The following is a 24,232-nucleotide window of genomic DNA, read 5'->3' on the forward strand; positions in this document are numbered from 1 at the left end:
TTGCGGGTGTTTTGCCCCGACCGTACGGGGGCCGGCACGCCGAACCCGGTGCCGGACAGACAACGATTCGGCCGCATCGGTCCCGGATGGGCCGATCCTTGCCTAGCCTCACGGGGTGGGGGCCGGCCGCGACGGGGGCTGTATCTCCGCGCCGTCCGAGGTGCAGAGCCGAACAGCGGCTGGAGTAGCGAGTAGCGCATGACCGACCGGAAGTTGCCGCATCATCGCACGCTGAACGCGCTGCCGTACGCCGTCATGGGCTGCGTCGCGGTCGTGGACGTCACCGCCGGGCCCGACGTCGGGTTCCTGCCCCTGGTCTCGCTGGGGCCGGCCTTCGCCGGCCTGGTCGGGGGCTGGCAGCGCACGGTGTTCGTCGGCGGGATCGCGCTCGTGCTCTGCGTCCTCCTCGGGATCTCCGACGTGATGTTCGAATCGCGGCGCGGCTACGTGGCCCTGCTGTCCGTCGTCGGCGTCACGGTCGCCGCGCTGCTCGCCGTGCGGATGCGACATCGCCGCGAGGAGGAGCTGGCGAGCGTCCGGTCGATCGCCGAGGTGGCGCAGCGCGTGCTGCTGCGTCCCGTGCCCCGCAGCGCGGGGCGGCTGCGGGCGGCGGTCTCGTACACCTCCGCGGTGGCGGAGGCGCGGATCGGCGGCGACCTGTACGAGGTGGTGACCTCGCCGGCGGGCGTCCGGCTGATCGTGGGGGACGTGCAGGGCAAGGGTCTCGAAGCGGTCGAGACCGCGGCGGTGGTGCTCAGCGCCTTCCGCGAGGCGGCGTACGACGAACCGGACCTGACCGTCGTCGGGGAGCGGCTGGAGCGGGCGCTGGACCGGCAGCTCGGCGGCGAGAAGTTCGTCACCGCCATACTCGCCGAGGTGGGCTCCGGCCAGGAAGTGACGCTGCTCAACTTCGGGCACCCCGCGCCGCTGGCGGTGCGCCAGGACGGCGACGTGCGCTATCTCGCGCCGCCGCAGCGGGCTTTACCGCTGGGTCTCGGGGAGCACGGCGTCGCCCAGCCGCAGCCGCACACGGCGGGGTTCGCGCCCGGAGACCAACTGCTGTTCTACACCGACGGCGTCACCGAGGCCCGCGACCGTGCCGGGGCCTTCTACCCGCTGGAGCAGCGCGCCGGGCTGCTCAAGGACCCCGACCCGGAGGGGGCGCTGACCGCGCTGCGCCAGGACGTGATCGAGCACGTCCGGGCGCCGCTGCACGACGACGCGGCGATGCTGCTGCTGCGCTACCGGGACGGCTGACGGTACGTCATCCGGTGCGGCGGGCGATCCGCAGCTCGGTCAGGTAGCGCTTGACGATCCGGCCGCCGTGCCGCCCGTCGATCAGGCCGGCGAGGCAGGCCAGCAGCGCGTCCCGGGCCGGCGCCGGCAGCGCGCGGTGGCCGGAGTACGTGCGCAGCAGGTCGAGGTACTCCGCGGTGGAGTACGGCAGCTCCCACTCGTACCGGTGGAAGACCGGCGCCGCGAAGCGCTCCTCGCCGCGGAGGTCGTCCCGGTCCTCGGGGATGGCGGACGCGGGCCGCAGCCGCAGTCCGGGCGGCGTCGCCGGGTCGAACCGCTCGTAGCAGCCCTGGGCCGCGGCGAAGAACTCCCCGGTGCCGCCGGCCACATGGTGGGTACGGACGGTGGCCAGTACCCCGCCCGGGCGCAGCGCGTCGGCCGACTTCGCCACCCGCACCACGGGGTCGACCCACGCGAACGCGGTGGCGGCGAGCACCACGTCGAACGGCTCCGGCGGCAGCGGCCACTCCTCGAACGTCGCGTTCTCGACCTGCACGTCCGGGAACCGGGCGAGGTTGCGGCGCGCCACCCGCGCCATCTCCGTGCCCAGCTCCACCGCGGTCACCCGGCAGCCGCGCTCGGCGGCCGGCACGGTCGCCTGCCCGGTGCCGCAGCCGATCTCCAGCACCCGGCAGCCCGGCCCCAGCCCGCCGGGCGCGGCGGCGTCGAGGTCCTCGTACATCCCGATGGGGTAGCGGGGACGGGCGCGGTCGTACAGCTCAGGCGCCTCGGTGAAGGTCGCGCGCAGGCGCTCGCGTTCGTCTGCTGTCACCGGCCCACCTTATGATCGGCTTCCTTGTCCGTGCATCATCATTTCGCCGCATCCGCCACCGAGAGGAACGCCCCCCTTGATCCGACGCGAGAGCTACTGCGGCGGCCGGCTGGTGAAGGAGGTCGAGCAGGTGCGCGACGACCGTGCGCCCTCGGGGTTACCGGCGCCGGGCGGCGACGGTCCCACGCTGTGGCTGCTGGACGGTGAGCGCGTGGAGCCCGCGGAGGCGGAGGCGTTCTGGGTGGTGTGGACGTCGGTCCGCCGGCGGCATCCGCTGGGCGAGACGGCGCGGAGCTGGCCGGTCGTCACGATCGGGTGCGCCATCGTGCTGTGGCTGGTGACGATGGTGCTGACGCAGTTCGAGTGAGGGGTGTACGGGCCGGGTGCCGCGTGCGGCGGATGCCGGCGGCGGCGCCTGCTCAGTCGTCCTCGTCGCCTTGGTCGTCCTCGTCGTGGTCGCCGCTGCCGCCGCCGTGGTCACCGTGGCCGCCGTCGCCGTGACCGCCGTCGCCGAAGTGCTTCTCGCAGAAGCCGGCGACGGCCTTCTTGCCGCCGGCCTCCCGGACGAGCCGGTTCCAGGACTTGTTCTCGTTGAGGTTCGCCCCGCCGTCGCGTTCGGCGAGGAACGCCTCGCACTGCCGCTCCACCGACTTGCCCGGCGCGCCCTGTTCCCGGCCCTGCCCGGCGCCGCCCTGGCCGGCGTCCTCGTCCTGCGTGCCCTCGGGCTCCGCGCCGTCGGCGCCGCCGCCGGGCGCCGTGCCGGTGTCCGGCTCGTCGCGTCTGCCCTCGGGTCTGTCGTCGACCCGGCTGCCGCCCGCGGAAGCGACGCCCTCGTCGGCGGAGTCGTCGCCGGTACGCTCCGGGTCGGCGGTGGCCGACGGCGAGACGGCGGGTCCCACGGACGGGCCCGGGGTAGCGGGGGGCGTACGCAGGACCGCGCCGGCCCCGAGCGCGACGCCGCCGAGCACGCAGCCGGCCGCGGTGACCGCGGCGGCGGTGCGCAGGCGCCCCAGCCGCCGGGGCGTACGGCGTACGGGCGCGGCGCCCGCGGCGGACGGTGCGAGCCGTACCACGGGCTCGGCGGGTACCCGCCGTCCCGGCACGCGGGCCTCGCAGCCGGGGCGGGCGCCGTTGGCGGCGCGGCCGTTCACCGCCCGGCCGTTGAGCGCCCGGCCGCCCGGTGCCGCGCCGTCGGCCGTCTCGTCGTCACGGGCCGGCTCCGCCGGTCCGGCGGCGTCCGCGGCGCGGGCGGCGCGGAACGCGGCCAGTGCCGCCCGCTCCCCCGGCAGTTCGGTGTCGAGCGCCGGGCGGCCGGCCCGGGCCGCGGTGTCCAGCAGCGCGGCCAGCCGCGCGGCGGTGTCCCGGTCGGCGGGCGGCACCGCGGACCCGGCGTCCAGCCGCTCGCCGGCGAAAAGCCGCTCGGCGGCGGGCTGGTCGAGCCAGATGTTCCGGTCGTCGTCGCCCATCACATACCCCTGAGCATCCACGTGGCCGTGCAGGTCGCGTCACCCGCCGGTGCGCCGGTCGGACAGGCGCCGGCCGCGGCGTCGCCGAGCTGGTCCGCCAGCAGGCGCAGACCGCGCAGGGTGGCGGAGCGGGCCGCGGCGGGGCTCGTGCCGAGGACGTAGGCGGCTCGCTCGGCGTCCAGCCCCACGATCGACCGCAGCGCGACGGCGTCGGCTTCCGCGCGCGGCAGCCAGGCGATCAGGGCAAGGCTACGCCCGCCGTCCTGCCGCCCCGGGACCCCCTCGGGGTGCGGGCCGCCGCCGGGAGGCAGCGGCCCGCGGCCGTGCCCGCGGGGGCGGCGCTGCATCCGGGCCAGCGCGCGGGTACGGGCGATGCGGGCGCACCAGGCGCGAAAGCGCACGGCGTCGCCGTCGAACGCGCGCAGATCGCGGGCGATCTCCTGCCAGGCGCCCGCGGTGACCTCCTCCGCGTCGCCGTCTCCCGCGGCGTCGCCGACGAGTGTGCCGACGTAGCGGACGAGACAGGGGTGCACGGTTCTGTACAGATGCACGAACGCGGTCTCGTCGCCGGACTGTGCGGCGCGTATCGCTTCCGCGAACGGTACGTCAGCTTCTGTCATGCCGGGTCAGCCCGCCCGCGGCCTTCTGGCCGGGCGCACACAAAACGGATCCATTCGGTAAGCACCCCCCAGGTGCCGGTTTATCGGGAGGCCGACCACACGCCTTCGCTGTCCGCCCGCGCGGAAGAGCACGCTACGGCCCGCCGCGGGATCGCGTCCAGTCCGCGGACACCGGGCCACACGCCTTGGGACGTAAGGGAGTTCTTGGACCGACTGGGGTATGTGCGGGGCTGCCGCCCGGATGATCACCGATCTTCGTCCCCTCGCCCGCGGCCGCCGTCGAGGCCGTCGAGGAGCTGGCGGACGAGGGCGGCGGCGAACCCGTCGGCGAGCGGGGCGCGGCCGAAGAGCAGCCGGTGGTAGACGGGCGCGAAGAGCTGGTCGAGAGCGGCGTCGACGTCGGTGTCCGGCCGCAGTTCGCCGCGCGCCACGGCGTCGTGGAGCAGCCGGGCACAGGCGGCTCGGCGCGGGCGTACCCACCGCTCGTCGAGCGCGGTACGGATCCCGGGGTCGGCCTGCGCGGCGGCGACGAGGTCGGCGACCAGCGGCCCGGCGGCGGTGTCGCGGAAGACCCGGACGAGCGCGCCGACCTCGGCGGCGAGGGCGCCGGCGAGGGGTTCGCCGTCGGCCGGCAGGGCGGGGGCGTCCCCGGTGACGTGCGCCAGGCTGTCGAGCATCACGTGTCCGCGCGTGGGCCACCACTTGTAGACCGTCGACTTGCTGACCCGTGCCCGGGCGGCGATCGCCTCCATGGTGACCGCCTGTACCCCGCCGGCCACCAGCAGCTCGGTGGCGGCCGCGAGCACCGCGGCCCTGGCCCGCTCGCTGCGCGGCCGGCCCCGCGGGGCGCGCGGCCCACCCGTTTCGCCCATGCCCGCCTCCGGAGTCCGCCTTATACTGAACGCACCGTACGATAAAGGGAAGGAGCACGTGTGACCAGCGTCCCGGTCCGCAGGCTCAACGACGGTACGAAGCTCCCCGCCCTCGGCCTCGGCACGTACCCGATGGACGACGCGCAGGCCGAGCGGGCGGTCTCCACCGCCCTGGAGACCGGCTACCGGCTGGTCGACACCGCGCTCAACTACGGCAACGAGACGGGCACCGGCCGCGGCATCGCCCGCAGCGGCGTGCCGCGCCAGGACGTCGTGGTCACCACCAAGCTCCCCGGCCGCCACCACGGCTACGAGCAGACGCTCGCCTCCTTCGAGGAGTCCCGCAAGCGGCTGGGCGTGGGCTACGTCGACCTGTATCTGATCCACTGGCCGCTGCCGCGCGTGGACCTGTACACCGACTCCTGGCGCGCCATGATCAAGCTGCGCGAGGAGGACCTCGTACGCTCCATCGGCGTGTCCAACTTCACCGTCGCCCAACTGGACCGGCTGGAGCGGGAGACGGGCGTACTGCCGGCGGTCAACCAGATCGAGCTGCACCCCCACTTCCCGCAGGAGGAACTGCGCTCGTACCACGCCGAGAAGGGCATCGTCACGGAGAGCTGGAGCCCGCTGGGCCGCGGCACCGACGTGCTGGCCGACCCATCGATCGCCCGGGTGGCGCAGGCGCACGGCGTGACGCCCGCCCAGGCGGTGCTGCGCTGGCACACGCAGCTCGACGCCGTGCCCATCCCGAAGTCCGCGGATCCCGTACGGCAGCGCGAGAACCTCGGCGTCTTCGGCTTCGAGCTGTCGGCCGCCGAGATGGCCGCGGTCGCCGGGCGGCCGCGGCGGCGCATGGGCGGCGACCCGGACGTACACGAGGAGTTGTGACCCGCGGCCCGTCGCAAACGGCACCGCGCAGCAGGGCAACGGCAGAGGAGTCCGCAAGGTGAAGGCAGCAGTACTGGGAACGGGCGTGATGGGCGCGGGCATGGCGCGCTCGCTGCTCCGCGGCGGCGTCGAGGTGACCGTGTGGAACCGCACGCCGGAGCGCGCGCGGCCGCTCGCCGCCGACGGCGCGCGGGTCGCACCGAGCGCGGCGGAGGCGGTGCGCGACGCCGACGCCGTGCTGGTCGCGCTGTACGACGCGGAGGCCGTGCTCGCCGTCCTGGGCGACGCGCTGGCGGCGTCGCCCGAGGACACCGTGTGGGTGCAGACCGCCACCGTCGGCCCCGAGGGGACCCGGGCGGCCGCCGAGACGGCCGCGAAGGCGGGGCGCACGCTGGTGGAGGCGATGCTGCTGGGCACCAAGCGGCCCGCGGAGACCGGCCGGCTGACGCTGCTGACCGCGGGCGACCCGGCCGTCTTCGCCCGGATCGAGCCGCTGACCGCGGCCATCTCGGTGAAGACGGTGTGGACGGGGCCGGAGGTCGGCGCGGGTACGGCGCTGAAGCTGGCGTGCAACGCCTGGATCGCCTCGATCACGGCGGCGGCGGCGCAGTCGCTGGCCCTGGCCGGGGCGCTCGGGCTGGACCCGAAGCTGTTCCTGGCGGCCATCGAGGGCGCGCCGGCGGACTGCGGGTACGCGCACGCGAAGGGCGAGGGGATGCTCGCGGGCTCGTACGAGCCGCAGTTCGCGCTCGACGCCGCGCTGAAGGACGTCGACCTGATCGACGGCGCGGCCCGGGGCGCGGGGGTCGACACGACGCTGCTGGCGGCGCTGCGCGAGCTGTACGGGCAGGCGTCGGCGGCGGGGCACGGCGGCGAGGACGTGGCCGCGGTGTACACGAGCTTCGGCGGGCCGGGCGCCACGGGCGGCTGAGCGGCGTCCGGGACGCTGCGGGCCCGGCGGGGTGACCGCGCCGCTGCCCGGCCGGCGGTACGGGGCGGCCCGTACCGCCGGGCGGGGGTGGCGGTGCCGGCGGTCTCAGCCGCCGTAGACGGTGGCCTCCTTCGAGGTGGCCGCAATGCCGTCCTGGCCGTGGAAGAAGCGCCGCCCCCAGTCCGTCAGCGCGGCCGGGTCGAAGTTCCGCACCATGTCGAGGTACTCGACGCCGCCGCCGTTGCCGCTGTAGGACCAGCCGAGGTAGCCGAGGCCCAGTTCCCGGGTGAGGCGCATGAGGGCGTCCTCGTCGGGATTGCCGTCGGAGTGGTCGTGCCCGAACTCGCCGACGGCGATGGGCAGCCCGGCCTCGGTGAACGACGTCAGGTAGTCCTCGATCTCGGCGGCGGTGTCGTAGACGCCGTACATGTGGATCGAGAAGAGCGTGTCACCCTGCGGGTCGGAGTCGGCGACGGCGCGCGCGTTGGTGCGCATCGTGTGCGTCCAGTCCTGGCCCCAGTTGGGGGCGTCCGCCATCAGGGTGTGCTGCAGTCCGGCGGCGCGCAGCTTGGCGATGGCACCGCGGGTGTCGGCGGTCCAGCGCTCGTAGCCCTGGTTGCCGTGCGGCTCGTTGCCGAGGTTGACGATGACGTAGTCCTCCTCGCCGACGAGGGCGTCACGGACGCTGATCCAGTAGTCGGCGGCGCGGTCGAGCGAGACGGCGGCGCCCTCCTCGCCGTAGCCGGTGGTGTCGTGGACCTCCAGCACGCAGATCAGGCGGTTCGCCTTGCACTGGGAGACAACGTTGTCGACGTCGGCGACGTCGCTGCGCGGCCAGCGGTCGCCGGTGGCCAGGACCACGCGGACGCTGTTCGCGCCCAGTTGCTTGATCTCGCGCAGCGAGTCCAGCTCGCCGGTGTACCAGGCGTGCGGGTGGTTCACGCCGCGCAGCACGAAGTCGTTGCCGTTGCCCTCCAGCAGCCGCCCGCCCTCGGTGCGCAGCCCCACGGCCGCGGCGGCGGGTTCGGCCTGCGCGCCCGGCCCGAACCCGGCGACGGCGGCGGCCAGACCGAGCAGGACGGCGAGCAGGGCGCGTCCGGTCCGGGTCCGGCCGCGCCGGCGGCGTCCGCGAGCGGTGGGGGGTGTGGTGCTCGGTGCGCTCATGTGCGGCTCCTCGCAGGTCGGTTGACGCGGAGAATGGGAGCGCTCCCATGAACCCACTCGCGACGGCGCCGCGTCAAGGCCCGCGGCAGCGGCCGTTGCCGGCGGGCGTCCCCGTACGGACCGGACACGCCGCGCGTTGTCTGTCGCGGCCGGTAGCGTTCTCGGCGAGATCCCCGGGCCGATCGAGGAGTCGACCATGGCGCAGCCGGAGCACAGCGCGGACGCCGGACCGGGCGCGGAGCCCGCAGGACTCGTGATCGAGGGGTGCACCGCGCTGGTCCACGGCCCCGGCGGCGAGGTGTCCTTCGCCGAGGACGCCGGCATCGTGATCCGGGACGGCACCGTCGAGGCGGTGACGACCGCGGCGGAGGCGGCGCGGGTGCCGGCGGCCGAGCGCATCGACGCCCGCGGCCAGGTCGCCATGCCGGGGCTGGTCAACTGCCATACGCACGCGCCGATGGTCTTCCTGCGCGGCTTCGCCGAGGACGTGCCGGCCGAGGAGTGGTTCAACGACTGGATCTGGCCGGTGGAGAGCAATCTCACCGACCGGGACGTCGAGTTGGGCGCACTGCTGGCCTGCGCCGAGATGATCCGCGGCGGCGTGACGACCTTCGCCGACCACTACTTCGCCATGGACCGGGTCGCCGACGCGGTCACGGCCACCGGGCTGCGCGCGGTGCTGGGCCTGGCGTACTTCTCCTCCCAGGGCACCGAAGGGCGCGAGCGGTCGCTGGAGTTCGCGCTGCGCCGCGCCGGCGGCGCGGACGGACGGATCACGACGTGCCTGGCGCCGCACGCCCCGTACACCGTGACGGACGACGACCTTCAAGCCACCGCCCGGCTCGCGCGGGAGCACGGGCTCCTGGTCCATCTGCACGCCGCGGAGAGCCGGGAGCAGACCGAGGCCAGCCTCGCCCGGCACGGCCGTACGCCCATCGAGGTGCTGCAGCGCTGCGGGCTCCTCGACACCGACGTGCTGATCGCGCACGGCACCGGGCTGACGGACGGCGACATCGAGCTGCTGGGCCGGGCACCGGCCGCCGGGGTGGCGACCGCGCCGCGCGGCTATCTGAAGTTCGGCTGGGACACCACGCCCGTGCGCGCGCTGCGGGCGGCGGGCGTGCCGGTGGGGCTGGCAACCGACGGTGCCGCCTCGAACAACACGCTCGACGTCTGGGAGAGCATGGCGCTCACCGCGCTGGTGCAGAAGTCGACGGAGCGGGATGCCACCTGGGCCACCGCCCGCCAGGTGCTGCACCACGCGACGACCCAGAGCGCCCGGGTCGTCGGCCTCGGCGACCGGGTGGGCGCGCTGGCGCCGGGCCGCCGGGCCGACGTGATCCTGGTCGATCTGACGGGGCCGCACACGCAGCCCGTGCACGACCTCGCCGCCACCCTGGTGCACAGCGCCCGCGCCGGTGACGTGCGCACGACCGTCGTCGACGGCCGGGTCCTCATGCGCGACCGGCAGCTGCTGACCGTCGACGTGGCGGAGGTCGCGGCCGAGCTGGCCCCGCGCCTCGCGGCGCTGACCGAGCGCGGCCACGGCCGCCGGATCCAGAGTTACGACACGTAGGCGTGCCGGGCTACTGCGCGGCGTCGGGGGTGGTGACGCGTACGTAGTCCACGACGAGCTGCTGCGGGAAGGACGTGCTGCCGTCCGGGTCGCCGGGCCAGTAGCCGCCGACGGCCAGGTTGAGGATGAGGAAGAACGGCTTGTCGAAGACCCACCGCCTGCCGCCGAGGTCCGCGGGCGTACGGGTCTGGTAGACGTCGCCGTCCACGGACCAGGTGATCTCGTCGGGCGACCAGTCGACGGCGAAGGTGTGGAACCCGTCGGCGAACGCCTCGCCGCCCGGCAGCGAGTAACCGGCCCCGATGCCGCCGGAGCCGGAGTAGTCCGGCCCGTGGAGCGTGCCGTGGACGGTGCCCGGCTCGAAGCCGACGTTCTCCATCACGTCGATCTCGCCGCTGGCCGGCCAGCCGACCTGGCCGATGTCGTCGCCGAGCATCCAGAACGCGGGCCACATGCCCTGCCCGCGCGGCAGTTTCATCCGCGCCTCGACGTGGCCGTAGGTGGTGGTGAACCGCCCGGAGGTGTTGAGCCGGGCGGAGGTGTACTCGCACCGGCCGTACCAGCACTGGTAGTCGCCGGGGTTCTCCTTGCGCGCGGTGATGACCAGGTTGCCCTGGCCGTCGAGCGCGGCGTTGGCGTTGCCCGCGGTGTAGTACTGCCGCTCGTGGTTGTTGACGTTGTCGCCGGTCTCGATCAGCCACTTGCCGCCGTCGACGGCGGAACCTGCGGGTCCGTCGAAGTTGTCTTCGAAGGTCACCGCCTGCGCGCCGTCCGGCGCGGCGCCCGCGGAGCCGGGTGTCCAGCTCAGCCCGGCGCAGACGGCGGCGAGCAGCAGGACGGCGGGCGTACGCCGACGCCGTTTGTTCGGTGATGTCATGAAGGTGCGCCTCGATCCTCTGGTGGGGGGTTGCCGACCGGGGGACGCCGCTGGGGCCGGGCGTCCCGACTGGTCAGCCGGGTATCGAGCTTGGTCCAGACCTGTTTCGGTGCGAAAGTGAACTCCTTCGCGCGGGCGCCGTCAATGGATCCGGCGGATCCCGCCGCGTTCACCTTCCGAAGCGAACGGGGCCCGAATCCACGCCCGTTGCCCAAGCGGGCACCGAACGGGCACGCGTCCTGGCCGGGGCGGGCACGCCCGGCACCCGGCGAACGCGGCCGACTGCCGCTCCCCAGCGGCGATACGGCGGTGAAAGCGGGCACAGTCGGTCACGACGTGCGGTGCAGGAAGCCTGGCCGGTGGGTTCCGCCGCCGGTAGAAATGCCTTCGGAAGCCCGAACGGGCAGGGCTTCGCCACTCCGACAGCACCCCCCACAGCCAAACCGCGAAGGCAGGTGGTCGTCGTGGACGGAGAAGAACGCAGGCGCGTCATCCTGGAGACCGCTCGGCGCGCCGGCAAGGTGGACGTCGCCAAGCTGGCCGCCGACCTGGGTGTCTCCCGGGAGACCGTACGGCGTGACCTGACGCTCCTGGAGGACCACGGGCTCGTCCGGCGCACGCACGGCGGCGCGTATCCGGTGGAGAGCGCGGGGTTCGAGACCACGCTCGCGTACCGCACGACCATGCACGTACCGGAGAAGTCGCGCATCGCCACCGCGGCGGCGGAGCTTCTCGGCGACGCCGAGACGGTCTTCATCGACGAGGGCTTCAACCCCCAGCTCATCGCCGAGGCGCTGCCGCGGCCCCGCCCGCTGACCATCGTCACGGCCTCGCTCGCCACCGCGAGCGCCCTGGCCGGGGACGACCGGGTGACGGTGTTACTGCTCGGTGGCCGGGTACGCGGCAGCACCCTGGCCACCGTGGACCACTGGACGACCAGGATGCTCGCCGGCTTCGTCATCGACCTGGCGTACGTCGGCGCCAACGGCATCTCCCGCTCCTACGGGCTGACCACCCCGGACCCGGCGGTCAGCGAGGTCAAGGCGCAGGCGATGCGGGTGGCCCGGCGGAAGGTCTTCGCCGGGATCCACACCAAGTTCGGCGCGGTGAGTTTCTGCCGCTTCGCGGAGGTCCCGGAGTTCGACGTGATCATCACCGACACCGGGCTGCCCGCCGCGGAGGCACACCGCTATTCCCTGCTGGGCCCGCAGGTCATCAGGACCTGACCGGCCCGGCGCCCGTCCCGTAACCCCGCAACCCACATCCCATACCCGCGTACGCCACGCCTGCCCGGACGAGAAGCAAACCGGGCGGCCCGGCTCCGTGCGCCCTGATTCCCGCCCCCGACCCTCTTTGGGAGCATGCGATGCTCACTCCGACCCGCAGCAAGCGCACCATCCGCACCCTCGTGCCCGTGGCCACCGCCGCGGCCCTGCTCGCCGCGTGCAGCGGCGCGGGGGGCGGCGGCAGCTCCGGGGGCGACGACTCCGTCAACGTCGTCATGGTCAACAACCCGCAGATGGTCGAGCTGCAGAAGCTGACGGCCAAGCACTTCACGAAGAAGACCGGCATCGAGGTGAACTTCACCGTGCTGCCGGAGAACGAGGTCCGCGACAAGATCAGCCAGGACTTCGCCAACCAGGCGGGCCAGTACGACGTGGCCACCATCAGCAACTTCGAGGTCCCCTTCTACGCCGAGAACGACTGGCTGCTGCCGCTCGACGAATACGCCGCGGACGACGCGAAGTTCGACCAGGAGGACATCCTCGCGCCGATGCGCGAGTCGCTGACCGCCGAGGACGGCAAGCTGTACGCCGAGCCGTTCTACGGCGAGTCGTCGTTCCTGATGTACCGCAAGGACGTCTTCGCCGAGAACGGGCTGAAGATGCCCGACAAGCCCACCTGGCAGCAGGTCGCCGACCTCGCCGCCGAGGCGGACGGCGCCGAGCCCGGCATGAAGGGCATCTGCCTGCGCGGCCTGCCGGGCTGGGGCGAGGTCATCGCGCCGCTGACGACCGTGGTCAACACCATGGGCGGCACCTGGTTCGACGAGAACTGGGAGGCGCAGCTCACATCGCCGGAGTTCACCAAGGCGGCGAAGTTCTACGTCGACCTCGTGCGCGAGCACGGCGAGGCCGGCGCGGCCCAGTCCGGGTACGCCGAGTGCCTGAACAACCTCACCCAGGGCAAGACGGCCATGTGGTACGACGCCACCGCGGCCACCGGCTCGCTGGAGGCCGAGGACTCCCCCGTCCGCGGCACGATCGGCTACGCGCCGGCGCCGGTGGACAAGACCGAGTCCTCCGGCTGGCTCTACACCTGGGCGTGGGGCGTGCAGAAGGCGTCCGAACGACCGGAGAGCGCCTGGAAGTTCATCTCCTGGGCGTCGAGCAAGGAGTACGAGGAGCTGGTCGGCAAGGAACTGGGCTGGGCCAACGCGCCCGCCGGCAAGCGCGCGTCGACGTACTCCAACCCCGACTACCTGAAGGCCGCGGGCTCCTTCGCCGACATCACCCGCGAGGCGATCGAGGGCGCCGACCCACGCGACCCGGGCACGCAGCCGCGGCCCGCGCCCGGCATCCAGTTCGTCGGCATCCCCGAGTTCTCCGATCTGGGCACCAAGGTCTCCCAGGAGATCAGCTCGGCCATCGCGGGCAAGCAGTCCGTCGAGGACGCGCTGGCCAACTCCCAGGAACTGGCCGAGGAGGTCGGCGGGGAGTACCGGGACCGATGAGTACCCCGACCGCCGTACGCACCGAGCGCCCGGCCCCGCGCGCGGGCCGGCCGGCACCCCGCCGGCCGGGCCGCGGGGCCCGGGCCTGGGCCACCCGCGCACCGCTGCTGCCGGCCCTGGTGTTCCTGATAGCCGTCACCCAACTGCCGTTCGTGGCGACGCTGGTGATCTCCCTCTTCGACTGGAACTCGCTGCGCCCGGACGACCGCAGCTTCACCGGGCTCGAGAACTACAGCAAGGTGGCGAGCGACGAGAGCCTGCGCGAGTCGGTGGTGACCACGGCGCTGCTGACCGCCGCCGTCGTCCTGGTCAGCGTCGTGCTCGGGCTGCTCATCGCGCTGCTGCTGGACCGGGCGTTCCCCGGCCGGGGCGTGGTGCGCACGCTGCTCATCGCGCCGTTCCTACTGGTGCCCGTGGCGGCCGCGCTGCTGTGGAAGCACGCTCTCTACAACCCCGAGTACGGCCTGTTCAACGGCGCCATCACCTGGGTCGCGGAGCTGTTCGGAGACGATTCGCCGCCGCAGCCGGACTGGGTGTCGGACATGCCGCTGATCGCCGTCGAGGCCGCGCTGATCTGGCAGTGGACGCCGTTCATGATGCTGATCCTGCTGGCCGGGCTGCAGAGCCGGCCGACGGAGATGGTGGAGGCCGCCAAGCTCGACGGCGCCACCGGCTTCCAGATCTTCCGCTATCTCACGCTGCCGCATCTGCGCCGCTATCTGGAACTGGGCGTGCTGCTGGGCTCGGTGTACATCGTCCAGAACTTCGACGCCGTGTTCACCCTCACCTCGGGCGGGCTGGGCACCGCCAACCTGCCGTACACGATCTATCAGACCTTCTACCAGGCGCACGAGTACGGGCTGGCATCCGCCGCCGGCGTGCTCGTCGTCATCGGCTCCATCGTCATCGCGACCTTCGCGCTGCGCGTCGTGTCGTCCCTCTTCCGGGAGGAGGTGTCCCGCGCATGACCACGACCGTAGCGGCCACGGCCCGAGAGCCGGCCCGCACCGGCCGCGCCGCACTGCCGCCCGCCCTGCGCAGGGCCCGGCGCCGCAGCGCCGGGCTCGGGCTGCTGGCCTGGCTCGTCGGCATCGCGTTCTTCCTGCCGGTGGCGTGGATGGTGCTCACGTCGCTGCACGCGGAGACCGACGCGGCCGCCAACCCGCCGGCGGTCGCCGCGTCGCTCACGCTCGACGGCTACCGCACGTTCTTCGGCTCAGGCGGCGGCCCCAGCCCGTGGCCGGCGCTGCTGAACTCGGTGATGGCGAGCGTCTTCTCGACCGTGCTGGTGCTCGCGCTGGCGCTGCCGGCCGCGTACGCGCTGTCGATCCGGCGCGTGAAGCGCTGGACCGACGTGCTGTTCTTCTTCCTCTCCACCAAGATGCTGCCGGTCGTCGCCGGGCTGCTCCCGATCTACCTGTTCGCCAAGAACACCGGAATGCTCGACAACATCTGGCTGCTCGTCCTGCTGTACACGTCGATGAACCTGCCGATCGCGGTGTGGATGCTGCAGTCGTTCCTCGCGGACATCCCCGTCTCGATCGTGGAGGCCGCGCAGATCGACGGCGCCCGGCTCACCACCGTGCTGACCCGGGTGATCGCCCCGGTCGCCGGCCCGGGCATCGCCGCCACCTCGCTGATCTGCTTCATCTTCAGCTGGAACGAGATGCTGTTCGCGCGGGTGCTCACGGGGGTGACGGCGGAGACCGCCCCCGTCTTCCTCACCCGCTTCATCACCAGTCAGGGCCTCTTCCTCGCCCAGGTCTGCGCCGCCTCCGTCGTCATCTCCCTCCCGGTGCTCGCCGCCGGGTTCGCCGCCCAGGACAAGCTGGTCCAGGGCCTGTCCCTAGGAGCCGTCAAATGAGGGCCGCCGTCATCGAAGCCCCCGGCACGGTCATCGTGACCGATGTCCCCGACCCCTCCCCCGGCCCGCGCGAGGTCGTGGTGGACGTGGCGGCGTGCGGGCTGTGCGGAACGGATCTGCACATCCTGCAGGGCGAGTTCGCGCCCACGCTGCCGGTGGTGCCGGGGCACGAGTTCGCGGGCGAGGTCGTCGGCATCGGCCGCGACGTCACCGAGGTCGCCATCGGCGACCGGGTCGCCGTCGACCCGTCGCTGTACTGCCACGAGTGCCGCAAGTGCCGTACGGGCCACGGCAACCTGTGCGAGCGGTGGGGCGCCATCGGCGTCACCGTCGCCGGCGGGGCGGCGGAGTACGCGGTCGCGCCGGTCGCCAACTGCGTCCGGCTGCCCGACCACGTACGCACCCAGGACGCGGCGCTGATCGAGCCGCTGTCGTGCGCGGTGCGCGGCTACGACGTGCTCAACAGCAAGCTCGCCGCCCATGTGCTGATCTACGGCACGGGCACGATGGGCCTGATGATGCTGGAGCTGGCCAAGCGCACCGGCGCCGCGGCGGTGGACGTGGTCGACCTCAACCCGGAGCGGCTGGCCACCGCGCAGAAGGTGGGGTGCAGCCGGGCGGCGGCCACGCCGGAGGAGTTCGGCCGGCCGGAGGGCTGGGACGTGGTCATCGACGCCACCGGCAACGCGGCGGCGATCCAGGACGGCCTGGGCCGGGTCGCCAAGGCCGGCACGTTCCTGCAGTTCGGGGTGGCGGACTACGCGACGACGGCCACCATCGAGCCGTACCGCATCTACAACCAGGAGATCACCATCACCGGCTCGATGGCCGTGCTGCACAGCTACGAGCGCGCGGCGGAGCTGTTCGCCGCGGACGTGCTCGACCCGGAACTGCTCATCAGCGACCGGCTGCCGCTGGAGCAGTACCCGGCCGCCCTGGAGCAGTTCGCCTCGGGGAAGGGCCGGAAGATCGTGGTGGTGCCGTAACTCCCGGGGCCGGTGTGGGCGCCGTGTGAGACGGGCCTCAGGCGGCGCTCATATATACCGATTCAGTACGCTACAGCCGCAGTTGCCCGCTGGCAGACTGAGGACTTGTCGGCAGACCCCTCCACGCCACGGAAGGACGGCGAGGTCAGGTGGCCATGATTGACTGTCCGGGCTGCGGCAGGTGGCACGACGCCGGCGGGGCGCCCCGGTGCGCCGCCGCCGCTCCGGCCCCGGACGCCCCGGTGGGCGGCGGGCCCGTCCCGCTCCAGGAGCCGGGACCCGCGGTACCGGGGCCGGATCCGCGGGATCTGGAGCTGTTCGCCGAGGGCCGCGCGGCGTCCGCGGGCACCGCCCCGTACGCCCCTGTGTCACCGGACGACGGCACGCTGGAGCACCCCGTCGTCCCCGGCCGCGCCCGGCACGGCCGGGGACGGCGCCGGCGCCCGCCCCGGGCGCGGGTCGCGGCCCTCGCGGCGGCGGGGGTGGCGGCGATCTCCGGCGGGCTGGTCGCGGCGAACGTGCTCGGCGGGGACGGCCGGCCCGACGCCGACCGCGCCGACGAGCGCCCCGACGCCCCGTTCGGACCGCTGCCCACGAACTCCTCCGGTACCCCCGACGCGCCCGGCACCCCGTCGGCGACGAGCCCGCCGGCCGAGCGGGCCGGCGCGCCGGACCGCGCGCAGCGCAACCGGCCCCCCGCGGGGCCGCCGTCGGCCGCGTCGGCGGACCCGACGACACCAGGGCCCAGCCCGAGCGGCAGCTCCACACAGCCCGCCGGCCCGTCGTCGACCGCCTCCTCCGAGGCGACGGTGTCGGCGCCGAGCGGCACCCCGTCGGGCTCTCAGTCCTCCTCCCCCTCGCACACGCCCACCCCGACGCCCACGGACAGCGGGGGCGAGGAGAGCGAGGAGGAGCGCGGCCGGCCGGACCGGCCGGGCGGGTGGTGGCACCCGAACGGGTGAGCCGGGCCCGACTGCGGGCCCAGCCGCTCCCGCCCGCGTGGGCGACCCGGTCACGGCCACCGGGCTGCGCCTGGCGTGCTTCTCCTCCCGGGGCGCCGAAGGGCGCGCGCGATCGCCGGAGTTCGCACTGTGCCGCGACGGTCGCGCCGGCGGTCGGATCACCACGGGCCCGGCGCCGCGCGCCCCGTACACCGTGACCGACGACCTGGCGGGGCCGGACCCGTACGGCCACACGGGCTCCCGGCGCCTCTCCGCGCCGCGGAGAACCGGGTGCGGACCCGGGCCGTCGCAGCCGGCAGCGGTGCGCCCCCGCCGGCGGGGGCGTGCGGATGCGCGATCCTCCCGCGCAAGCGAGATTGGGGGCATGGCCGGTGCCCACCCGAGCACGCCCCTCGACGGGCAGCTCGACGCGCTGCTGCTCGGCGTCCTCTTCGCCCGGGCGCGCTCCGCGCTGCTGGTCTTCGACGCCGAGCTGCGGCTGCTGCGCGCCAACGTCTCCGCGCGCCGGCTGCCGGGAGTGCCCGAGGAGCCGCCGGAGGAGGGCGAGAGGCGTAGGGAACGAAGCGCCCCGGCCGCGCGGGACGTGGGGGCGGTCGCCGACGGAGCCGAGCTGGAGCAACTGCTGCGGCACGTGCTCAGGTCCGGCGACCCGGTGCGCGGGGTGCGGATGGCCGGCGACGCCGACCGGGTGCTGTCGATCTCCGCGTACCCGATGGCGGACGGTGACGGCGGCGGCCCCGCGGCCGTGCTCGCGCACGTCCGGGACATCACCGATCGCCGGCGGGCCCGGTCCCGGCTGGAGCTGCTGTACGCCGCGGAGGCGCGCATCGGTGCGCTGCTCGACGTCGGCCGGGTGGCTCAGGAGCTGGCGGCGGTCGTCGTGCCCGCGCTGGCCGACGCGGTGGTGGTCGACGTCGCCGACTCGGTGTGGCGGGGCGAGCAGTCGGCGCCGTCGCAAGGGGTGGAGCAACTGGCGCTGCGGCGGGCGGCGGCGGCGCCGTCGGCGTACCGGGAGGAGGACGGGGTCGGCGCGCAGGTGCGCTATCCGTACGCCTCCCCGCAGTCCAGCGCGCTGACGGACCTGCGCCCGCGGCTCATCCAGCACCCGGCGCACCCCGTGCCCGCGGTCGGCGGCGGCGGGGACCTCCAGGAGCACGCACCGGAACCGGATCCCGCGAGCGGACCCGCCGACGAGCAGGACACGCACGTGACCCTGCCCGACGCCGCGGACGACGCGCACTCGCTCATGCTCGTGCCGCTGACCGCGCGCGGCGCGCTCCTCGGCCTCGTCACCCTCTACCGCTCCGAGCGCCCCACCCCCTTCGACGACGCCGACCTGCGGCTGGCCACCGAGGTCACCGAACTGGCGGCGGTGAGCGTCGACAACGCCCGCCGCCAGACCCGCACCCACACCACCGCCTCCGCCCTGCAGCGCAGCCTGCTGCCCGCACACCTGCCGGAGAACAGCGCGATCGAGACGGGCCTGTCGTACGTGCCGGGCACCTTCCCCGGCACCGGCGGTGCGGGCGGCGACTGGTTCGACGTCATCGCGCTGTCCGGCGCCCGGGTGGCGCTCGTGGTGGGCGACGTCATCGGCACGGGCCTGCACGCCGCGGCGACCATGGGCCGACTGCGCTCGGCGATCGACACCATGGCCGGCCTCGACCTGCCGCCGGACGAGCTGCTGACCCATCTGGACGCGCTGGTGTCCCGGCTCATGCAGGAGCCGCCCGACCCGTTCGCCGACCCGCAGCGCAACCGGATCGCGCCCGCGGCGACCTGCGTCTACGCCGTCCACGACCCCATCGCCATGCGGGTGACCCTGGCGCTGGCCGGGCATCCGCCGCCGGTCGTCGTCCGGCCCAACGGCAGCACCGAGGTCGTCGACGCGGCGAGCGGACCCGCGCTGGGCGGCGGCTCCGGCACGTTCGCCTGCGCCGAACTCGACCTGCCCGAGGGCAGTCTGCTCGCGCTCTACACCAACGGCCTGCTGCCCGAGCGGTCCGAGGAGTCGCTGGCCCGGCTGCGCCGTACGCTCTCCGACCCGGCGCGCCCGGTGCAGGACCTGTGCGACACCGCCGTACGCGACCTGCTGCCCGCCCGGCCGAGCGACGACGCGGTGCTGCTGGCGGCCCGCCTGCGGGCGCTGCCGGAGGACCACGTGGTCTCCGTTCAGCTGCCGGTGGACCACTCCGCCCTCTCCGACGCCCGCGACCTGGTGCGCCGGCGGCTCACCGACTGGGGGCTGCGGGAGCTGACGCTGCCCACCGAACTCATCGTCAGCGAACTCCTCGCCAACGCGGTCCGGCACGCACCCGGTCCCATCGGGCTCAAGCTCATCCTTCAGTCGACGCTGACCTGCGAGGTCTCCGACACCAGCCATGTGGCGCCGCATCTGCGGCACGCCACGAGCTACGACGAAGGCGGGCGCGGGCTGTTCCTCGTCGCCCAGCTGGCGCACCGCTGGGGTGTGCGGTACTCGCGACGCGGCAAGGTCGTCTGGACCGAGCAGGAGATCCCCGGCAGTTGACCTTTGCTGTGACGTGGCTCACACCACCCCCGTTCCATGTCACATTCGGCCGCCTGTTCCTGTCCTTAGGTGTGAGTGCACCAGGGAGGCAGGAGCAACCGCATGTCCGTAACCCAGACGGAAGACTCATCGCATGGCGCGATGGGTACCCGTCCGCCCACCCGGGCGTCCTCCGGCGAGCGTTTCGCCGACTGGACCGACGGCCGGCTCGGGCTGCACGGCGCCGGACGCCGGTACGCCAGGAAGGTCTTCCCCGACCACTGGTCGTTCCTGCTGGGCGAGATCTGCCTCTACAGCTTCGTCGTCGTCCTGCTCACCGGCGTCTACTTGACGCTGTTCTTCAACCCCTCGATGAACGAGATCGTGTACGACGGCTCGTACGCGCCGATGAACGGCGTGCGGATGTCCGAGGCGTACGCCTCCACGCTGGACATCTCGTTCGACGTGCGCGGCGGTCTCCTGGTGCGTCAGATCCACCACTGGGCCGCGCTGATCTTCGTCGTCGGCATGCTCGTGCACATGATGCGGCACTTCTTCACCGGCTCGTTCCGCAAGCCGCGTGAGATCAACTGGCTGTTCGGCTGGCTGATGCTGTTCATCGGCCTCTTCGAGGGCCTGCTCGGCTACTCGCTCCCCGACGACCTGCTCTCCGGTACGGGCATGCGCTTCGTGGAGGGCGCGACGCTCTCCACGCCGCTGGTCGGAACGTATCTCTCGTTCTTCCTCTTCGGCGGCGAGTTCCCGGGGCACGAGGTCATTCCACGCTTCTACGCGCTCCATATCCTGGTGCTGCCAGGATTGATGCTCGCCCTGCTGGTGGCGCACCTGATCCTGGTCTTCTACCACAAGCACACGCAGTGGGGCGGCCCCGGCAAGACCGAGAAGAACGTGGTCGGCGCGCCGTTCATGCCGGTGTACGTGGCCAAGGCCGGCGGCTTCTTCTTCCTGGTCTTCGGCGTCATCACCATCATCGCGGCGATCGCGACCATCAACCCGATCTGGAACGTGGGGCCGTATCGACCGGACCAAGTGTCGACGGGTGCGCAACCGGACTGGTATCTGGGCTTCGCCGAAGGCATGGTGCGCATCATGCCCGGCTGGGAGATCAACGCCTGGGGCCACACGCTCGCGCTCGGGGTGTTCATCCCCATCGCCCTCTTCCCGCTCATGCTGGTCGTCATCGGCGCGTACCCGTTCATCGAGACGTGGATCACCGGGGACAAGCGGGAGCACCACCTGCTGCAGCGGCCGCGCAACGTGCCCGTGCGCACGGCGCTCGGAGCCTCCTGGCTGGCGTTGTACGCCGTGTTCCTCATCGGCGGCGGCAACGACATCTTCGCCACGCACTTCCACGTCTCGGTCAACCACGTCACCTGGGCCTTGCGGATCGGGGTGTTCGTGGTCCCGGTGCTCACGTTCATCATCACCAAGCGCATCTGCCTCGGGCTGCAGCGGCGGGACCGCGACAAGGTGCTGCACGGCCGCGAGACCGGCATGATCAAGCGGCTGCCGCACGGCGAGTTCATCGAGGTGCACGAGCCGCTGTCGCAGGAGGAGCTGCACAAGCTCACCTCACACGAGCAGCCGCAGCCGTACGAACTCGGCCCGGAGACCGACGCCAACGGCGTCCGCCGGCCACCCGCGGGCATCACGAACCGGGTGCGCGCCAAGCTGGCGCACAGCATGTTCGGTCCCGGCACGCAGATCCCGAAACCGACCATCGAGGAGTACCGCGCGGTCGCACACGACCACGAGCACACGGAGCTGCCGGCCGGCAGCGGACCCCGCGAGCTCGAATCCGCGGAAGAGAGCTCGGGCGGCCCCTCGTCCGGATGAGGTACGGCCCCCCGACGGCCCTCATCCGGCACTGAGGCAGGCCCCCGACCGGGTGGGGCGCGGACCCCCGACCGCGCCCCACCCGACTTTTTTGGTTAGGCTACCCTAAGTTTCTTCGAGCGAGGGTGGCGACGGCGTTGAGCATCGAGGTGTACCGCGACTCCTGGGGCATCCCCCACCTCCGCGCCGCCGACCCCCGCGAACTCGCCTACGCCCAGGGGCGGAACGCCGCCTTCGACCGCGGCTGGCAACTGGAGGTCGAACGGCACCGCGCCGCCGGCACCTCCGCCGCCTTCCTGGGCGAAGCGGCCCGCGACTGGGACGTCTTCGCCCGCCGGGTCCGGCTGGACGACACCGCGCGCCGCTCCTTCCGCCGCCTTGCGGAGGAGGACCGCGAGACCGCGGGCTGGGTCTCCTCGTACGTCGACGGGGTCAACGCCGGGCTCGCCGAGGGCGCCGCGCGGGCCCCGGAGTTCGCGGCCACCGGGCTCGCGCCCGGCCGCTGGTCGCCCTGGACGCCGCTGGCCGTGTGGCTGTCCACGCACATCCTCTTCGCCGGCTTCCCCGCCAAGCTGTGGCGCCGGCTGGTCGCCGGGAGGCTGGGCCCCGGGGCGGTGGAGCTGTTCGCCACCGACGGGCCGGGCACCGCGGGCAGCAACGGCTGGCTGGTGTCCGGGGAGCGGACCGCCGGGGGCGGTGCGCTGATCGCCGGTGACCCGCACCGGTTCATCGAGAACCCCGGGGTCTACCAGCAGATCCATCTGGCCTGCCCGGAGTACGACGTCGTCGGCTTCGCCGTACCGGGCGTCCCCGGGCTGCCGCACTTCGGCCACACCGGCGGCGTCGCGTGGGCCGTCACCAACGCGATGGCCGACTACCAGGACCTCTACCGCGAGCGGCTGCGCCGCCGCGCGGGACGGGTCGAGGCGCTGGGCCCCGACGGCTGGCGGCCCGCCGCGGCGCACACCGAGACCGTCGAGGTCGCGGGCGCGGAGGCGTCCGGGGTCGAGGTGGTCGAGACCGGCCGCGGGCCGGTGATCGCCGAGGTGCCCGGGAGCGCGGCGGACGGCGAGTGGGAGGCGCTGAGCCTGCGGTATCCGCCGCGGGTGTACGGGGACCTCGGCTTCCCGGCGCTGCCCGCGCTGCTCGGGGCCCGTACCGTCGCCGACGTGGACGCGGCGCTGGACCGCTGGGCGGAGCCGGTCAACGTGGTGCTCGCCGCCGACACCGCGGGCGGGCTGCTGCACCGCGTCGCCGGGACGGTGCCGGTACGCGACGAGGCCAACCTGCACGGCGTCGTGCCGGCGTGGGAGCCGGCGTACGCGTGGCGCGGGCGGCATGCGCCGATGCCGTCGGTGCCCGTGTCCGGCGGGATCGCCGTCATGGCCAACGAGCCCGGCCCGGCCGCCCCGTTCGGCGCCGAGTTCGCCCCGCGGTACCGCGCGGAGCGCATCCGCGAACTGCTGGCGGGCGGCGGGAGCTGGCGCGCCGGGGACATGGCCGCCGTCCACACCGACACCTTCACCGCCGCCGCCCGCCCGCTGCTCGGTCTGCTCGCCGGGCTCGACGGACTCGGCCCCGCCGCCGCGGAGTTGCGCGACCGGCTGCTGCGCTGGGATCTGCGGATGGCGGCGGACAGCGCCGACGCGCTGGCGTACGCGCGACTGCGCTCCGCCGTCGTGCGCGCCCTGGCCGTACACCCCGCGCTGGCACCGCTGGCCGACCCGCCCCCGTACCCCGCACTGCTGCTGCCCTGGCTGGACCTCCACACCCGGATCGCGTACGCGCTGGGCACCCTGCTCACCACCGACCGGCTGCCGGAGATCGACCGGCCCGCGCTGGTGCGGGCCGCCGCAGAGGAGGCCGCCGTGCAGCTCGCCGCGGCGGCGCCGGGCGAGCCCGCGACCTGGGGCGAGGCACACCGGCTGGCGCCCTGGCAGGCGCTGCCCGGCCACACCGGCGGCAGCCGCGACTCCGACGACCCCGGCCAGCCGTGGCCGGGGCTGGCCGGCGACCAGGACTGCGTGCTGGCCACCGCCGCCGTCCCCGGCGTCACCGACCTGTGCGCCCGCGGCCCCGCCGCCCGCTACGTCTGGGACGTCGCCCGCCGCGATCAGAGCCGCTGGGTGGTCCCGTTCGGCGCCTGCGGTGTCCCCGGCGCCCCGCACCACCGCGACCAGCTCGCGCCCTGGCAGCGCGGCGAGCTGATCCCCGTACACACCGACTGGCAGGCCCTGAAGGAGTCCCATGGCGACCGCTGACCCCGCACCCCGCGACCGGACGCCCCGCCACGCGCACAAGGCCGACGGCTTCGGCACAGTGCGCGTGGTGCCCGTCGTCCCGGACGCGGACGCGGGCCTGCTGCACGGCTGGGTCACCGCGGAGCGCGCCCGCTTCTGGGGCATGGCCGGGCTGACGCCTGCGCACGTCCGCGACGTCTACGCGCACATGGACACCCTCCCCACCCACCACGCCCACCTGCTGCTCCGCGACGGCACGCCGGTCGCGCTGCTGCAGACGTACGAACCGGCCGCCGACCGGGTCTCGGAGTGCTACCCCGTCGAGCCCGGCGACCTCGGCCTCCACCTGCTCGTCGGCCCCGCGGACGGCGCGGCGGAGACCGGTTTCACGGCCGCGCTGATGCGGGTGATCACCGGCTTCGCCGCGGCTGAGGGGGCGCGGCGCCTGGTGGCCGAGCCGGACGCGGACAACGCGCCCGCGATCGACCGGCTGCGCCGCGAGGGCTTCGTCCTCGGTCCGGAGGTCACGCTGCCGGAAGTGGACCTGCCGGAGGTGTACGTGCCGCCGAAGCGCGCGCGGCTGGCCTTCCGCCCGCTGACCGGCGGCTGACCGCT

At 73.9% G+C, this 24,232-nt stretch carries 20 protein-coding genes and 1 pseudogene; 15 read left to right on the forward strand and 6 right to left on the reverse strand.

Annotated elements, in window-relative coordinates; translation table 11 throughout:
* The first annotated feature begins 198 nt into the window (after window positions 1–198).
* Window positions 199–1,257 (forward strand): SpoIIE family protein phosphatase, encoded by a 1,059-nt coding sequence (locus ABGA99_RS15650; RefSeq protein WP_347579799.1) that lies wholly within the window; start codon window positions 199–201, stop codon window positions 1,255–1,257.
* A 7-nt stretch (window positions 1,258–1,264) separates the two neighbouring features.
* On the opposite strand, the gene ABGA99_RS15655 is transcribed toward ABGA99_RS15650, so the two are convergent.
* Window positions 1,265–2,068, reverse strand: a complete 804-nt coding sequence (locus ABGA99_RS15655; RefSeq protein ID WP_347579800.1) for a class I SAM-dependent methyltransferase — start codon at window positions 2,066–2,068, stop codon at window positions 1,265–1,267.
* 76 nt (window positions 2,069–2,144) lie between these two features.
* Between ABGA99_RS15655 and ABGA99_RS15660 the strand changes: the two genes are divergently transcribed.
* Entirely contained in the window at window positions 2,145–2,435 is a 291-nt protein-coding gene (locus tag ABGA99_RS15660) for a hypothetical protein (RefSeq protein ID WP_347579801.1), read from the forward strand.
* A gap of 52 nt (window positions 2,436–2,487) precedes the next feature.
* On the opposite strand, the gene ABGA99_RS15665 is transcribed toward ABGA99_RS15660, so the two are convergent.
* The 3 genes from ABGA99_RS15665 to ABGA99_RS15675 form a co-directional block, all read right to left on the reverse strand.
* Window positions 2,488–3,534: a hypothetical protein gene (locus ABGA99_RS15665; RefSeq protein WP_347582846.1), complete on the reverse strand. Its 1,047-nt coding sequence runs from the start codon at window positions 3,532–3,534 to the stop codon at window positions 2,488–2,490.
* A complete protein-coding gene (locus ABGA99_RS15670) occupies window positions 3,534–4,154 on the reverse strand; it encodes a sigma factor (RefSeq protein ID WP_347582847.1) in 621 nt (206 codons plus the stop codon). The genes ABGA99_RS15665 and ABGA99_RS15670 overlap by 1 nt, the downstream gene beginning before the upstream one ends.
* A 245-nt stretch (window positions 4,155–4,399) precedes the next feature.
* A complete protein-coding gene (locus ABGA99_RS15675; RefSeq protein ID WP_347582848.1) occupies window positions 4,400–5,026 on the reverse strand; it encodes a TetR/AcrR family transcriptional regulator C-terminal ligand-binding domain-containing protein in 627 nt (208 codons plus the stop codon).
* A gap of 60 nt (window positions 5,027–5,086) precedes the next feature.
* On the opposite strand from ABGA99_RS15675, the gene ABGA99_RS15680 reads away from it, so the two are divergent.
* Window positions 5,087–5,917 carry an aldo/keto reductase gene (locus ABGA99_RS15680; protein WP_347582849.1) on the forward strand — a complete coding sequence of 277 codons (831 nt, stop codon included), beginning with the start codon at window positions 5,087–5,089 and terminating at the stop codon, window positions 5,915–5,917.
* A gap of 40 nt (window positions 5,918–5,957) precedes the next feature.
* Window positions 5,958–6,848: pseudogene (locus tag ABGA99_RS15685) on the forward strand (NAD(P)-dependent oxidoreductase); the annotation flags it as partial.
* 105 nt (window positions 6,849–6,953) lie between these two features.
* Here ABGA99_RS15685 and ABGA99_RS15690 read toward each other — a convergent pair.
* Window positions 6,954–8,012: a glycoside hydrolase family 5 protein gene (locus ABGA99_RS15690; RefSeq protein ID WP_347579806.1), complete on the reverse strand. Its 1,059-nt coding sequence runs from the start codon at window positions 8,010–8,012 to the stop codon at window positions 6,954–6,956.
* A gap of 196 nt (window positions 8,013–8,208) precedes the next feature.
* Between ABGA99_RS15690 and ABGA99_RS15695 the strand changes: the two genes are divergently transcribed.
* Complete coding sequence (locus ABGA99_RS15695) at window positions 8,209–9,588, forward strand: amidohydrolase (protein WP_347582850.1); 1,380 nt, start codon at window positions 8,209–8,211, stop codon at window positions 9,586–9,588.
* 10 nt (window positions 9,589–9,598) lie between these two features.
* On the opposite strand, the gene ABGA99_RS15700 is transcribed toward ABGA99_RS15695, so the two are convergent.
* Window positions 9,599–10,465 carry a glycoside hydrolase family 16 protein gene (locus ABGA99_RS15700; protein WP_347579808.1) on the reverse strand — a complete coding sequence of 289 codons (867 nt, stop codon included), beginning with the start codon at window positions 10,463–10,465 and terminating at the stop codon, window positions 9,599–9,601.
* Between the two features lie 464 nt (window positions 10,466–10,929).
* Between ABGA99_RS15700 and ABGA99_RS15705 the strand changes: the two genes are divergently transcribed.
* From ABGA99_RS15705 to ABGA99_RS15750, 10 genes are all read left to right on the forward strand, one after another.
* Window positions 10,930–11,691, forward strand: a complete 762-nt coding sequence (locus tag ABGA99_RS15705) for a DeoR/GlpR family DNA-binding transcription regulator (protein WP_347579809.1) — start codon at window positions 10,930–10,932, stop codon at window positions 11,689–11,691.
* Between the two features lie 140 nt (window positions 11,692–11,831).
* Complete coding sequence (locus ABGA99_RS15710; RefSeq protein ID WP_347579810.1) at window positions 11,832–13,199, forward strand: sugar ABC transporter substrate-binding protein; 1,368 nt, start codon at window positions 11,832–11,834, stop codon at window positions 13,197–13,199.
* Window positions 13,196–14,167 (forward strand): sugar ABC transporter permease, encoded by a 972-nt coding sequence (locus ABGA99_RS15715; RefSeq protein WP_347579811.1) that lies wholly within the window; start codon window positions 13,196–13,198, stop codon window positions 14,165–14,167. Before ABGA99_RS15710 ends, ABGA99_RS15715 begins: the two co-directional genes overlap by 4 nt.
* Window positions 14,164–15,063, forward strand: a complete 900-nt coding sequence (locus ABGA99_RS15720) for a carbohydrate ABC transporter permease (RefSeq protein WP_347582851.1) — start codon at window positions 14,164–14,166, stop codon at window positions 15,061–15,063. Before ABGA99_RS15715 ends, ABGA99_RS15720 begins: the two co-directional genes overlap by 4 nt.
* Entirely contained in the window at window positions 15,060–16,049 is a 990-nt protein-coding gene (locus ABGA99_RS15725) for a zinc-dependent alcohol dehydrogenase family protein (protein ID WP_347579813.1), read from the forward strand. Before ABGA99_RS15720 ends, ABGA99_RS15725 begins: the two co-directional genes overlap by 4 nt.
* A gap of 155 nt (window positions 16,050–16,204) precedes the next feature.
* Complete coding sequence (locus tag ABGA99_RS15730) at window positions 16,205–17,011, forward strand: hypothetical protein (RefSeq protein WP_347582895.1); 807 nt, start codon at window positions 16,205–16,207, stop codon at window positions 17,009–17,011.
* 364 nt (window positions 17,012–17,375) lie between these two features.
* The gene (locus ABGA99_RS15735; RefSeq protein ID WP_347582852.1) at window positions 17,376–19,541 is read left to right on the forward strand and encodes a SpoIIE family protein phosphatase; all 2,166 of its coding nucleotides are present in this window, start codon (window positions 17,376–17,378) and stop codon (window positions 19,539–19,541) included.
* Window positions 19,542–19,682: 141 nt separating this feature from the next.
* Window positions 19,683–21,377, forward strand: a complete 1,695-nt coding sequence (locus ABGA99_RS15740; RefSeq protein WP_347579815.1) for a cytochrome bc complex cytochrome b subunit — start codon at window positions 19,683–19,685, stop codon at window positions 21,375–21,377.
* A gap of 137 nt (window positions 21,378–21,514) precedes the next feature.
* Complete coding sequence (locus tag ABGA99_RS15745) at window positions 21,515–23,638, forward strand: penicillin acylase family protein (protein WP_347582853.1); 2,124 nt, start codon at window positions 21,515–21,517, stop codon at window positions 23,636–23,638.
* Window positions 23,625–24,227 carry a GNAT family N-acetyltransferase gene (locus ABGA99_RS15750; RefSeq protein WP_347579817.1) on the forward strand — a complete coding sequence of 201 codons (603 nt, stop codon included), beginning with the start codon at window positions 23,625–23,627 and terminating at the stop codon, window positions 24,225–24,227. Before ABGA99_RS15745 ends, ABGA99_RS15750 begins: the two co-directional genes overlap by 14 nt.
* Window positions 24,228–24,232 lie beyond the last annotated feature (5 nt).

The organism is Streptomyces sp. B5E4 (genome assembly GCF_039871555.1).
In the GTDB taxonomy this organism is placed as follows: Bacteria; Actinomycetota; Actinomycetes; order Streptomycetales; family Streptomycetaceae; genus Streptomyces.

Coding starts and splice junctions, on each gene's coding strand:
- ABGA99_RS15690 (WP_347579806.1), bottom strand. CDS start 8,012: ATGAGCGCACCGAGCACCACACCCCCCACCGCTCGCGGACGCCGCCGG.
- ABGA99_RS15750 (WP_347579817.1), top strand. CDS start 23,625: ATGGCGACCGCTGACCCCGCACCCCGCGACCGGACGCCCCGCCACGCG.
- ABGA99_RS15720 (WP_347582851.1), top strand. CDS start 14,164: ATGACCACGACCGTAGCGGCCACGGCCCGAGAGCCGGCCCGCACCGGC.
- ABGA99_RS15675 (WP_347582848.1), bottom strand. CDS start 5,026: ATGGGCGAAACGGGTGGGCCGCGCGCCCCGCGGGGCCGGCCGCGCAGC.
- ABGA99_RS15725 (WP_347579813.1), top strand. CDS start 15,060: ATGAGGGCCGCCGTCATCGAAGCCCCCGGCACGGTCATCGTGACCGAT.
- ABGA99_RS15740 (WP_347579815.1), top strand. CDS start 19,683: ATGGGTACCCGTCCGCCCACCCGGGCGTCCTCCGGCGAGCGTTTCGCC.
- ABGA99_RS15735 (WP_347582852.1), top strand. CDS start 17,376: ATGGCCGGTGCCCACCCGAGCACGCCCCTCGACGGGCAGCTCGACGCG.
- ABGA99_RS15650 (WP_347579799.1), top strand. CDS start 199: ATGACCGACCGGAAGTTGCCGCATCATCGCACGCTGAACGCGCTGCCG.
- ABGA99_RS15710 (WP_347579810.1), top strand. CDS start 11,832: ATGCTCACTCCGACCCGCAGCAAGCGCACCATCCGCACCCTCGTGCCC.
- ABGA99_RS15665 (WP_347582846.1), bottom strand. CDS start 3,534: ATGGGCGACGACGACCGGAACATCTGGCTCGACCAGCCCGCCGCCGAG.
- ABGA99_RS15730 (WP_347582895.1), top strand. CDS start 16,205: ATGATTGACTGTCCGGGCTGCGGCAGGTGGCACGACGCCGGCGGGGCG.
- ABGA99_RS15700 (WP_347579808.1), bottom strand. CDS start 10,465: ATGACATCACCGAACAAACGGCGTCGGCGTACGCCCGCCGTCCTGCTG.
- ABGA99_RS15695 (WP_347582850.1), top strand. CDS start 8,209: ATGGCGCAGCCGGAGCACAGCGCGGACGCCGGACCGGGCGCGGAGCCC.
- ABGA99_RS15715 (WP_347579811.1), top strand. CDS start 13,196: ATGAGTACCCCGACCGCCGTACGCACCGAGCGCCCGGCCCCGCGCGCG.
- ABGA99_RS15670 (WP_347582847.1), bottom strand. CDS start 4,154: ATGACAGAAGCTGACGTACCGTTCGCGGAAGCGATACGCGCCGCACAG.